The sequence below is a fragment of the Francisella sp. 19X1-34 genome, from assembly GCF_041102755.1.
Lineage (GTDB): Bacteria > Pseudomonadota > Gammaproteobacteria > Francisellales > Francisellaceae > Francisella.
In genome coordinates this window covers 1-13,115 of the sequence record NZ_JBGCTX010000066.1, presented here as the reverse complement: position 1 = coordinate 13,115, position 13,115 = coordinate 1, and the positions used below count along the sequence as shown (strand labels likewise).

Here is a 13,115-nt window from a genome sequence, read left to right as displayed (position 1 = left end):
ATTCTGTAAATCCCTTATTGTTATATTTAAAATATATAACCTAATTAAAATTTACACAATTATCTGTAAAGACCCAGGGAATTCTAATTTATCAACCATTTCCTTAGGACAAACTTGATAGAAATTACCTAAGAGATTATCAAAACTATCTAATATTCTTTTAGAATGTTTTGATTGAGTTTCTTTAAAATGTTCGATAATTAGATCTTTTAGAAAATTACTCCAATATTGGCTCTTTATCCTATTAAAAACAACAGTTTCAGAATTTACTTTATTAATGAATGTATTTTGTTCATCATATACAAAAGCCATTCCTCCAGTCATACCGGCACCAAAGTTATCACCAGTATTGCCTAATATAACAATAGTTCCTCCTGTCATATATTCACAGCCATTAGAGCCACAACCTTCTACGACGGATATAGCGCCTGAATTTCTTACAGCAAATCTTTCACCAGCAACACCTTCAGCAAAAAGCTTACCTGAAATAGCTCCGTAAATTACGGTATTTCCTATTATGGTATTTTTATTAGATATTAAGTTGCTAGATTTTGACTTTTTAATAGTTATTGTTGCCCCAGAAAGGCCTTTGCCAACATAATCATTAGCATCTCCTTCGAGTATAAGTTTTAAACCCTCTATACCAAAAGCACCAAAAGATTGTCCTGCAGAGCCTTGGAAATTTAGCATCAAAGGATTCTTAGAAATTTCAGCTCTATATCTTTTAAATAAATAATGAGAAATTCTAGTCCCAACCGCTCTATCGGTATTATTAATTGTAAATACCTTATCGATCTTTTTGGAAGAATTTAGACGTTGTTCTATTTCTGGCCATATTTTTTGATCAAGAGTATCAGGGACTTTGTTAATTATAGGATTATCACAATATCTTTTGTTACTGCCTGAATCAGCTTGTATAAATAATGGACTTAAATCTAAATCATCTAGGCTAGAAGAGCCTTTATTAACTTGCTTTAGTAAATCTGAACGCCCAATAATATCAGTTAGCTTACGAAAACCAAGTTGTGCCAAAATTTCTCTAACTTCTTGAGCAATAAAAGTAAATAAATTGACAACTTTTTCAGGGGTACCAGAAAACCTTTTTCTTAAATCTTCATCTTGAGTACACACGCCAACAGGACAAGTATTAGAGTGGCATTGTCTAACCATGATACATCCCATTGCAACTAATGCAGTTGTTGCAATACCATACTCTTCAGCCCCCATCATTGCTGCAATAACAACATCTCTACCTGTTTTAATACCCCCATCAGTTTTTAGGGTGATCTTATGTCTTAAGTTATTTAATGTCAAAATCTGATTGGCTTCTGTTAGACCCATTTCCCAAGGAATTCCGACATATTTGACACTTGTTTGAGGCGAGGCTCCAGTACCTCCATTATGTCCAGAAATTAGAATGATATCAGCATTTGCTTTAGCAACGCCAGCAGCTATTGTACCAATGCCAGAAGAAGCAACTAGCTTTACACTTACTCTAGCATTTGGATTAACTTGTTTAAGATCATAGATTAACTGTGCAAGGTCTTCTATCGAATAGATATCATGGTGTGGGGGAGGGGATATTAATGTTACACCAGGAGTTGAGTGTCTTAATCTAGCTATTTCAGTAGTTACCTTAAATCCAGGTAGCTGACCTCCTTCGCCTGGTTTAGCTCCTTGAGCAATTTTTATCTCAATTTCATTGCAGTTATTTAAATACTCTAAGTTAACACCAAATCTTGCCGATGCTATTTGCTTAACTCGAGAATTAGCACTGTCGCCATTTTTCATTAATTTGAATCTTTTTGAATCTTCACCGCCTTCGCCACTACAAGATGCTCCTTTAATCCTATTCATTGCTATGGCTAAAGTTTCATGGGCCTCTTTAGATAGTGCCCCGTGAGACATACTACCTGTTCCGAATCTACATAAGATATTCTCAATATTTTCTACTTCATCAATGCTAATAGAGTCTTGTCTATTTTTAAAATCAATTAAATCTCGGATGTTTATAGCAGGCAAACTATATATGCCTTTAGCATATTTTTTATATTTTTCATAAGAGTTAACATATACTGCATTTTGTAATAAATGGATTAATGTTGCCTGGTATTGGTGAGTTTCTCCATTATGTCTATATCTATATAAACCTCCTATTGGTAGCATTATGTTATCAAAGTTATTATCGAATGCATGTTTATTGATTTTTATTATCTTTTTTTCAATCCCTGTTAAGCCTATTCCAGATATTCTAGAAACTATATTAGGAAAAAACTCATTAACGATCGTTCTGCTTAGACCTACAGTTTCAAAATTACCACCACCTCTATATGAGCCTATTACAGATATTCCCATTTTAGCCATAATTTTTAGTAAGCCTGAATTGATAGCTTTTATATATCTTTTAACAGCCTCATCAAAACTTAAATCATTTATTAGATTTTTTTGTATGCGATCATAAATACTATCTATCGCTAAATAAGGGTTTATAGTAGTTGCACCAACTCCAATGAGAGTTGCAAATGAGTGAGTATCAAGAGCATCTGCAACTTGTACATTAATAGAAACTCTACCTCTTTTATTTAGTTTTATTAGTAGTTTATTAAGCATTCCTACACATAGTAGCATTGGTATAGGGTAATTATTGTTAGAGACTTTTTTGTCTGAAAGAATCAGGTGAGAGTAGTTCTCGGTTATAGCTTTTTGGCATTCTTGTTTAACTTTAGATAAACCGTCATCTAAAGACATTTTACTATTAAATGTACAATCTATTACTTTATAATTACCATCAAAAAGCTCTTTAGATTTTTCAAACTGTGAGTTTGACATTATAGGGCTATCTAAAACATAGATATATTCGTTGGTTAAATTATCAAAATCTAAAATATTATTTAAATTACCAAACCTTGTTTTGAGGCTCATTACTTTATTTTCTCGCAATGAGTCTATAGGAGGGTTAGTAACTTGGCTAAAATTTTGTCTAAAAAAATGATATAAAGGTCTATATTTATCAGAGAGTACTGCTAGAGGAGTATCATCGCCCATTGATCCTATAGCTTCTTTTCCATCTTCAGCCATTGGTTGTAAAATTAATTCTAAATCCTCAAAACTATATCCATGTGCGAATTGTCTTTGTAAAAGATCTTTACCAGAAAAATTATGCTTTTCATTATTTATTATTATTTGGTCATCCAAGTCTATGACTTTTTTACTAAGATGCTTATATTGCTTAGCTAGGTAATCCTTTATCGTTTTATTGTCATAAAGTTTAGCTTTAGCTAACCTTACACCTATTATTTCACCAGGCGCTAGATTACCTTTTTTAACTATATTATTTTCGTCTATTTTTATCATGCCAGCTTCTGAACCAGCAAATAAAAGATTATCTTTAGTAATAGTGTATCTTAGGGGTCTAAGCCCATTTCTATCTGTTGATGCAATAACCCACTCATTGTCTGTTGCAGCGATAGCAGCAGGGCCATCCCATGGTTCCATAGTACAGTTTAGGAAGCTAAATAATTGCATATGCTCTTCTGGAATAGTACTACTTTTGGACCAGGCATCAGGTATTAGCATTAGTTTTGATAGAGGTGCAGAATGTCCTGAAACTGTTAATAGTTCAAAGACATTGTCTAATGATGCAGAGTCTGATTTATTACAATCTACAACAGGGATAATATCTTTTAATGAATTAAACTCTTTAGTAAACATGCTTTGTTCATGTACTTTCATCCAATTAAGATTACCCTTTAAGGTGTTTATTTCGCCATTATGAGCGATAGTTCTAAATGGTTGTGCTAAATCCCAGCTTGGAGCAGTATTTGTTGAAAATCTTTGATGAAATATCGCATATCTTGATTCAAATCTTTGATCTTTTAAATCTGGGTAAAAACTAGTTAGAAGCTCAGCTAAAAACATTCCTTTATAGATTATAGATTTAGAACTAAATGAACATATATATAAGTCTTTCAAATGTTGAGATAATGCTATTTTCTCAATTTTTCTTCTACAAACATAAAGTTTTTTTTCTAAGATTTTATCTTTGACTCTTTTATCTTTATGAGAAAATAAAATTTGCGTAATTTCAGGCTTTACTCTTTCTGCTTTCTCACCTAAAACAGATGCATCTACTGGTACATGCCTCCAACCATATATATTGAAATTATTTTTGGTTAGAATGCTCTCAACAATTGTTCGACAACTTTCTTGAGCAGTATAATCATTTCTTGGAAGAAAAATCATTCCTACACATATATCAATATTTGCTGGTTTGTGACCCATTGCTTGGACTTTTTCAATGAAAAAATTTTGTGGGATTTCTATATGTATACCAGCTCCATCACCTGTTTTACCATCAGCATCTATTGCTCCTCTATGCCAAACAGCTTTTAATGCATTAATTCCATGCTCGACAACGTGTCTAGATTTTTTACCATCTATAGCAGTAACTAAACCTATACCACAAGCATCATGCTCCATTTGCTCTTGATAGATATGATTGTTTTTTAATAATTCTAGATTTTTATTTCTTAATTCCACAGCTATATGCCTTATTTTCTAATGATTCAAGATATTCAAAAATTGATTTGGCAGCATCTCTACCATCTTTGATAGCCCATACAACAAGTGAGGACCCTCTAACTATGTCTCCTGCTGCAAATACTCCGGGAATAGAGCTTTGCATAGTTTTAGTATCGATGTTTATCGTTCCTCTACTAGTTATTCTAAGTTCATCTTGATCAAAAAGTTTAGGTAAATCTTCAGGATCAAAACCAAGTGCTGTGATAACCATGTTTGTATTTAATACTGTTTTTGAGTCTTTTATTGCTATAGGAGATCTTCGACCATCTTTATCAGGCTCTCCTAGCTTCATTTTTTCAATAGCTAAACCACTGACATGTTTTTCGCCTAGAAATTCTTTAGGGTTAGATAGCCAAATAAATTCTACTCCTTCTTCTCTAGCATTAGATACTTCTGTAGAAGATCCAGGCATGTTTAATCGATCTCTTCGATATATGCATTTAACAGACCTTGCCTTTTGTCTAATAGCTGTTCTTAGACAGTCCATAGCAGTATCACCGCCACCTATTACAACGACATCTTTATCTTTAGCGTTAAGCTCATTTTTAATAGATAAGTTATTATCATTAAAGCCAATTTTATTTGAATTTATTAGAAAATCTAAAGCTGGAACTACACCCTTTAAATCATTTCTAGGTATATTGATATCTTTTGTCTTATAAACTCCTGTAGATATTAATATTGCATCGTGCTTATCTCTTAGATCATCAAATGTAATATCTATTCCTATATTTATATTGTTAACAAATTTTACGCCACTATTTTCTAAAAGCTGAACTCTTCTTGTAACAACATCTTTCTCTAGCTTAAAATTAGGTATTCCATAAACTAATAATCCACCAGGACGGTCATATTTATCATAGATTATAACTTGAAAACCATACTTTCTAAGCTGTTCTGCACAAACTAAACCTGAGGGGCCTGCACCAATAATGCCTATACTTTGAGACCTTTCCTTTGATGGTTTTATTGGTTTTATCCAGCCTTTGCTCCATGCAGTTTCAGTTATGAATTTTTCTATAGAGCCAATTGTAACAGTACCATGACCTGATTGTTGAATAACACAGTTACCTTCACATAATTTATCTTGAGGACAAACTCTACCACATATCTCAGGAAAGTTATTTGTTGATTGTGATAATTGGTAGGCCTCTTCTAGCCGATCTTCAGCTACTAGCTTTAGCCAGTCAGGGATATTATTACTCAGGGGGCAGTGAACTTGACAAAATGGTATACCACACTGGGAGCATCTACTTGCTTGTTCTAGAGCTTTTTTAGATGCAAATTCTTTATATATTTCATGAAAGTCTTTTTTTCTAACAGTACTTTTACGCTTTTTTGGGGATTCTTGAATAATATTAGTAAATTTGAGCATTATAAAATAGCTGAATACCTCATTAAACAAATAATTGTAATTTAACATGCTACATAAGCAGAAATAATAAGAGAAGATAGTTTATTGCAATTAATAATTATTTTTTAATAGAAAACTTTTTGTAAAAATAAAAATATGTTCACGTTTTCAATATATTTTTAAGAGAAATAAAAAATACCATAAACACTTTATTTAATTATTAATTAAAATGCATTAGTATAAAGTAAGTTTATAAATCTATGATTAAATTTATGAGGTAATTCTATAGAATGTACAAAATACTAAATTTCTATACAAAGGAAGAAGTTTCTACTGACAGTTTTGTTTTTGCTGGAGAAAATGAGCCCTGGGAAATCCAGATGGATATTGATAAAATCAGTAAAAAAATCAATAAAGACTATTTTAATCAAGCATCTCCATGTCTATCTAAATATATACCTTTTATGCCCATAAAAGATCCATCAAGTTTTGTATCTCTTAGAGAAGCCCCAACTCCACTATTAAAGAGTAAAATTATAGGTAAAGAGTTAGGCATAAATCTTTATTTCAAAGTTGAAGGCAAAAACCCTACAGGATCATTTAAAGACAGAGGATCTGCTGTAGATATAACAGTTGCTAAAGAGTTAGGCGCGAAAGGCATAGTTTTAGCTTCAACAGGTAATATGGCTGCATCGTGTGCTTGTTATGCAGCAGCAGCAAAAATGCCTTGTTTTATCATCGTGCCAGAAGGTGTTGCAACATCAAAATTAGCTCAAGTAATGTCATATGGTGGTAAGATAGTTCAGGTAAAAGGAAGTTATAATGCGGCTGCTAAGTTAGCTTTTGATATTGCAAAATCAAAAGATTTCTTTCTTGCGGGGGATTATGCTTTTAGAGTGGAAGGGCAAAAAACAGCAGCTTTTGAACTAGTTGATCAACTACTTTTCCAAGTACCTGATGAGGTGATAGTACCTATTGGGTGTGGTACTAATATGACAGCTTACTATAAAGGCTTTTCTGAATATAAAGAGTTAGGTTTTATTAACTCATTACCAAAGCTTACAGGTGTGCAATCTACTGGAGCAGATACTCTAGCTAGAGCATATCAGAAAAATCAAAATAGAGTTGAGCCTCTAAAAGCAGCTAATACAATTGCTACAGCAATAGCAGTGCCATATCCTATTGATGGTGATAAGGCTATAGATGCTATCTATAATACTGGTGGAGAGTCAACTGCTGTTACAGATATGAAAATGCTTGAGGCGCAATACTTATTATCAACAAAAGAAGGATTATTTGTTGAGCTAGCTTCGGCATCAACTATTGCTCATTTACTTCAAAAATACAAAGATGGTAAGCTTCAAAAGGGTAGTACAGTAGTTTGTGTACTATCTGGTGATGGTCTTAAAGATCCAAATGTTGTGCTTAAATCAGCAATTCAACCGCCAATTATACATCCTTCTGAGGAGGATTTTGATAGACTCTATAACAGTCACTTCTTTGACAATAAGACAATGCTATTTGTTGAGCAAAACGAAGTGGTATTTGATAGCCTACCAACTCTAGAAGAAGTCAAAAAAACACTAGGAGAGTTGTTTGGGGCTAATTATGATGAGTCATTCTTGGCGAAGGTTAGAGAGTTAATAGAGAGATTCTTAGTTAAAGGAAAAACTATTAGTGTTTCTGATATTCAAGATATTATTCAAGATGCTACAGAAATGACTGATGCTATTAGTAAAAATATCCTTGATGTCCAATCATTTAAAGTTAATGTTGAACTTGATCAAAAATCTGTGGCAGAGGTTACAGTTAAAATTGCAGATCAGTTATATTTTGCTTCAAGCTCTGGTGTTGGACCAGTTGATGCAGTTTTAAATGCTTTATGTAGAGCATGCCCTAGTAATATTATTTATAACCTAACAGACTATAAGGTTAAGATACGTGGACAAGGTGCAGATGCAGTTGTTTATGTTGAGATGAGTTTAGAGAAAGAAGGTATAAAGAGTATTGGTAAAGCAGTATCGCCTGATATAATACAGGCTTCGGTTGAAGCGTTTATTGACGCATATAATATTGCTTATGCATAAGCTATATCTAAAGGTGAGTAAATTATGAAAAAGATATTAAATAAATATAGTAGACGTCTTACAGAAGATAAATCTCAAGGTGCCTCTCAAGCTATGCTTTATGGCACAGGCATGGATGATAATGATATGCATAAACCACAAATTGGTATTGCTAGTGTGTGGTATGAAGGTAATACATGTAATATGCATTTGAATCAATTAGCACAGTTTGTAAAAAATAGTGTTGAAAAAGATAATTTAAAAGGAATGAGATTCAATACTATCGGGGTTAGTGATGGTATTTCAATGGGTACAGATGGAATGAGCTATTCATTACAATCAAGAGATCTTATTGCGGATTCTATTGAGACTGTAATGTCAGCTCATTGGTATGATGGATTGGTTTCTATTCCTGGTTGTGATAAGAATATGCCAGGATGTATGATGGCTTTAGGTCGACTTAATAGACCTGGATTTGTTATCTATGGAGGTACTATCCAAGCAGGCGTTATGCGTGGTAAACCAATTGATATTGTTACAGCTTTCCAGAGTTATGGTGCATGCTTATCTGGTCAAATTACAGAGCAAGAACGCCAAGAAACTATCAAAAAAGCATGTCCTGGTGCAGGTGCTTGTGGTGGCATGTATACTGCAAATACTATGGCGTGTGCTATTGAAGCTTTAGGTATGAGTCTACCATTTAGTTCATCAACTCCTGCAACATCGCCAGAAAAAGTTCAAGAGTGCGATAAAGCTGGGGAAACTATCAGAAATCTTTTAGAGCTAGATATCAAGCCTAAAGATATTATGACTCGCAAAGCATTTGAAAATGCTATGGTATTGATCACTGTTATGGGCGGCTCTACAAATGCTGTACTTCATTTATTAGCGATAGCAAGTTCAGTAGGTGTTGATCTTAATATAGATGATTTCCAAGAAATAGCTAACAAAACGCCAGTATTAGCAGACTTTAAACCAAGTGGTAAATATGTAATGGCTGATTTACATGCTGTTGGCGGTACTCCTGCGGTGATGAAAATGTTACTAAAAGAAGGTCTGCTTCATGGTGATTGTTTGACTGTAACAGGTAAAACTTTAGCTGAGAATTTAGAAAGTGTAGCAGATCTTTCTGATGATGGTAGAATCATTCAAAGTTTAAATAACCCTATTAAAAAAACTGGACACTTACAAATCTTAAAAGGTAATGTAGCTCCAGAAGGATCTGTTGCTAAAATCACTGGTAAAGAGGGTGAGATCTTTAAAGGTGTAGCAAATGTATTTGATTCAGAAGAGGATATGGTAGCTGCCGTTGAGCGAGGTAAGATCAAAAAAGGTGATGTAATAGTTATTCGTTATGAAGGACCTAAAGGTGGCCCTGGTATGTCAGAGATGCTTAAACCAACATCTTTAATAATGGGTGCTGGATTAGGCCAAGATGTAGCTTTGATTACAGATGGTCGTTTTTCAGGCGGTTCTCATGGTTTTATTGTTGGGCATATCGCCCCCGAGGCTTTTGAAGGTGGAATGTTAGCTTTGATTGAAAATGGTGATAAAATCACTATTGATGCTATCAATAATGTGATTGATGTTGACTTATCTGAACAAGAGATAGCACAAAGAAAATCAAAATGGCAACAACCAGAACCAAAAGCATCTCGTGGAACTCTTAAAAAATATATAAGAACAGTTTCTTCAGCTTCTACAGGCTGTGTAACGGATTTAGATTAAAACGAAATATCTTTTGTACCATTTTTTATAAAAAAAATCAATAAAATCATCTTTTCTATTTAAATATAGCTAATCCATGACTATAATATACTGGATACTTAGTATATGTTTACTGGGTATTTAAATTGAATAAAATTAAAAATAGATTGATAGGAGAGTGCTAAAGTATGAAAATAACTGGCTCTCAAGCCATAGTAAAGTCACTTCAAGCGGAAGGCGTTGATTGTATATTCGGATATCCTGGTGGTGCTATTATGCCTACTTACGATGCTCTACATGAATCAAAAGATAAAGTCCATCATGTATTAGTTAGACACGAGCAAGGCGCAGTTCATGCTGCTGTAGGATATGCTAGAGCTACTGAAAAAGTTGGTGTTGCAATTGCAACATCTGGTCCTGGGGCAACAAACCTCATTACTGGTATAGCAGATGCACAGATAGATTCTGTTCCTATAGTTTGTATTACAGGTCAAGTCTTTAGTCCACTATTAGGTACAGATGCTTTTCAAGAAGCTGATATCATAGGTATGTCAGTTGCTGCAACTAAATGGAATTATCAAATAACAGATCCTAATGAAATACCAGAAGTTTTTAAGAAAGCTTTTGAAATAGCTTCGAATGGAAGACCAGGAGCTGTATTAATTGATGTTACTAAAGATGCACAAGTTGGTATGATGGATTATGAAGATGCTGTTGGCAATAAGTTTGGCAAATGGCTTCATAAACCAACTATAAATATGGATGATATTCTTAAAGCATCTGAATATATCAATAATGCTAAAAAACCAATAATGATAACTGGCCATGGTGTGATGTTATCAGGAGCTGAAGAAGCAGTTTTAAAAATTGCAGAGAAAGGTAATATACCTGTAGTAAGTACTTTATTAGGATTATCAGCATTTCCATATAATCATGAATTATATAAAGGAATGCTTGGAATGCATGGTAATTACGCGGCAAATGTACTTTGTAATGAAGCAGATGTGGTAATTGCTGTCGGAATGAGATTTGATGATAGAGTTACGGGAGATCTTGGTCATTATCTACCTAATGCTAGGATTATTCATATAGAGATAGATCCTTCTGAGATTAATAAGAACGTTAAAGCTGATATTGGCATAAATGCTGATGCAAAAGAAGCATTAAATTGTTTATTACCATATATAGCAAATAACTCTCACCAAGAATGGCATAAGGTATTTGCCTCAGAACACCAAAAAGAAGTTAAAGCCGTCATTGACGATGAAACGAATCCTACTTCTGGTGAAATAAAGATGGCAGAAGTTATAAGCTTGCTATCTAAAGCTACAGATGGAAGAGCTATCGTTGTATCTGATGTTGGACAACATCAAATGATCGCAGCAAGATATTACCAGTTCTTAGAAACTAATTCTCATATTAGTTCTGGAGGATTAGGAACTATGGGATTTGCTTTGCCTGCAGCGATTGGTGCAAAGATGGGTGTTAAGGATAAAAGAACTGTTGTTGCTGTGATAGGTGATGGTAGTTTTCAGATGAATATTCAAGAGCTAGCTGTACTGAATCAAGAAGGAATTAATGTTAAAATTTTGATTTTGAACAATTCTTTCTTAGGAATGGTACGTCAATGGCAAGAATTATTCTTTGAAAGTAGGTATTCTTATACAGAAATATCTTCTCCTGACTTTGTTAAAGTTGCTGAAGCGTATGGTATTGAAGGTGAAAGAGTAAAAGAAAGAAAAGATCTTAAAGATGCTTTAGCTAGATTTCTTAACTCAGATAGTTCATACTTACTTGAGGTAATGGTAGAGAATCAGGAAAATGTTTTCCCTATGGTACCTGCTGGTGAATCAATTAGTAATACTAAATTAGGAATAGAGGAGTAGCGCTATGAATGAAAATATATATTTTATAACAATGAATACTGAAAATACCCTTTGCGTGCTACAAAGAATTTCTTCTGTTCTTTCACGTAATCGTGTAAACATTGAGCAGTTAACTGTATTTGAAACAGCTAATAAAGGTATTTCTCACTTTAATCTTGTTGTTCATGGAACTCAAGATAAGATTGAGAAGATAGTTAAGAAACTTGCAAATGTAATAGAAGTAATAGATATAAATATTACAAATTGTTTACCTATGCAAGGATCAGTTATTAGTGAAGTTCCTCAAAATGTTAAAACAGCAAGTCATAGAAAAGCTGCTTAAAATATCTCAAAATAATTTTCTTTATAACATTTTTGCTAACTGATTATTTTCTGAGGACCAAATTTAGTTGTATCAGAAAGTTAATTTTCTCAGAAGTAGCAAACATTTTAATTTGACCAATTCCTAATTTGATTGCATCTATCTTGATATGTTCAACTTTTAGAAGATGCATAATTTCTATAGGAAGCTTACCAAAACGATCAATAAGTTCAATCTTGTGATATTTACTAGATCTTTATGATTACTCACCTTACGTAAAAGTTGTAAGTTTTAAAAAGCTATTTAGAATAATAGATTTTTGTATTTTGCAACTGGAGTTACGGACTTTTACATTTTATGCGACCATCATATATTTTTTCTTTAGGTTAGCTATTTCTTTATAGCTAGCTTGGTTAGCCGCTACTAACATTTTTCTTTTCAAGGCATAATGATTTTTCTATGACGCTAACTTTAGCTTTTCAAACTCAGTAAATGCTACGATAGATAAGCCAATATGGTTGAGCTGTGTTTTAACTACAGATGTAGGAGATTTAGAAAGGTTAACATTTTGTTTTAAACTACGATGATAAGTTTCTATGCGGTCGTAGACAGAGCACCACGGGTTTACCCGTGGGTGAATGAGCACGAAGGTGATATACTGTGTAAATGAAAGTATATAAGTATATATCGATTAGAATACCATTTGGTGTGGGTATGCAGATATCGCCGAAGCATCCTAAATCCTGGTTTATGTGAGTATATTAAGAAACTGTTACCGAAGCTTATTAGAAGTATGCCTGGTGTAATGTTAGAAGCGATTGGCTTTGATAATGATCATTTACATATGGTTATGATAATTCCACCGAGATATAGTATAGCATCAGTAATGGGTAGATTAAAAAGCGAAACAGCTTCTGAGCTAAGATCTCGTTTTAAGTGGTTAGCCAAAGTTTATTGGAAAGAAAATATTGTATGGTCACCAGGCTACTTTGTAAGTAGCGTAGGTGTAGATGAAGAAATCATTAGAAAATATGTTGAACATCAAGGTCTTCAGGATTTAGCTCAGATCGAATTAGATCTGTAAAGCATAATAACGTTATGCAGCGGCTTTGCCGCATAAGTACCACGGGTTTACCCGTGGGTATCGACCCTTTACAGACTTTTGTGTAAATTTTTCATAGGCTACCAATCCTATCTTCAAATTTAATCATAAAATGTGC

At 33.5% G+C, this 13,115-nt stretch carries 8 protein-coding genes; 5 read left to right on the top strand and 3 right to left on the bottom strand.

The window, feature by feature from the left end; translation table 11 throughout:
- Positions 1-51 precede the first annotated feature (51 nt).
- Both gltB and AB8E56_RS09665 read right to left on the bottom strand, forming a co-directional pair.
- On the bottom strand, positions 52-4,539 hold the full coding sequence (gene gltB / locus AB8E56_RS09670; RefSeq protein WP_329480519.1) for a glutamate synthase large subunit: 4,488 nt from the start codon (positions 4,537-4,539) through the stop codon (positions 52-54).
- Entirely contained in the window at positions 4,523-5,956 is a 1,434-nt protein-coding gene (locus AB8E56_RS09665) for an NAD(P)-dependent oxidoreductase (protein ID WP_329480517.1), read from the bottom strand. Before AB8E56_RS09665 ends, gltB begins: the two co-directional genes overlap by 17 nt.
- A 269-nt stretch (positions 5,957-6,225) precedes the next feature.
- Between AB8E56_RS09665 and thrC the strand changes: the two genes are divergently transcribed.
- From thrC to AB8E56_RS09645, 4 genes are all read left to right on the top strand, one after another.
- Positions 6,226-8,022: a threonine synthase gene (gene thrC / locus AB8E56_RS09660; protein ID WP_329480515.1), complete on the top strand. Its 1,797-nt coding sequence runs from the start codon at positions 6,226-6,228 to the stop codon at positions 8,020-8,022.
- A 24-nt stretch (positions 8,023-8,046) separates the two neighbouring features.
- Entirely contained in the window at positions 8,047-9,729 is a 1,683-nt protein-coding gene (ilvD, locus tag AB8E56_RS09655; RefSeq protein WP_329480513.1) for a dihydroxy-acid dehydratase, read from the top strand.
- A 167-nt stretch (positions 9,730-9,896) separates the two neighbouring features.
- The gene (gene ilvB, locus AB8E56_RS09650) at positions 9,897-11,594 is read left to right on the top strand and encodes a biosynthetic-type acetolactate synthase large subunit (RefSeq protein WP_329480511.1); all 1,698 of its coding nucleotides are present in this window, start codon (positions 9,897-9,899) and stop codon (positions 11,592-11,594) included.
- 4 nt (positions 11,595-11,598) lie between these two features.
- Complete coding sequence (locus AB8E56_RS09645; RefSeq protein ID WP_329480509.1) at positions 11,599-11,916, top strand: acetolactate synthase small subunit; 318 nt, start codon at positions 11,599-11,601, stop codon at positions 11,914-11,916.
- A 43-nt stretch (positions 11,917-11,959) separates the two neighbouring features.
- On the opposite strand, the gene AB8E56_RS09640 is transcribed toward AB8E56_RS09645, so the two are convergent.
- A complete protein-coding gene (locus AB8E56_RS09640; protein ID WP_369518646.1) occupies positions 11,960-12,121 on the bottom strand; it encodes a TRCF domain-containing protein in 162 nt (53 codons plus the stop codon).
- 450 nt (positions 12,122-12,571) lie between these two features.
- Here AB8E56_RS09640 and tnpA point away from each other — a divergent pair, with 450 nt between their 5' ends.
- Positions 12,572-12,979 (top strand): IS200/IS605 family transposase, encoded by a 408-nt coding sequence (gene tnpA / locus AB8E56_RS09635; protein WP_329480521.1) that lies wholly within the window; start codon positions 12,572-12,574, stop codon positions 12,977-12,979.
- Positions 12,980-13,115 lie beyond the last annotated feature (136 nt).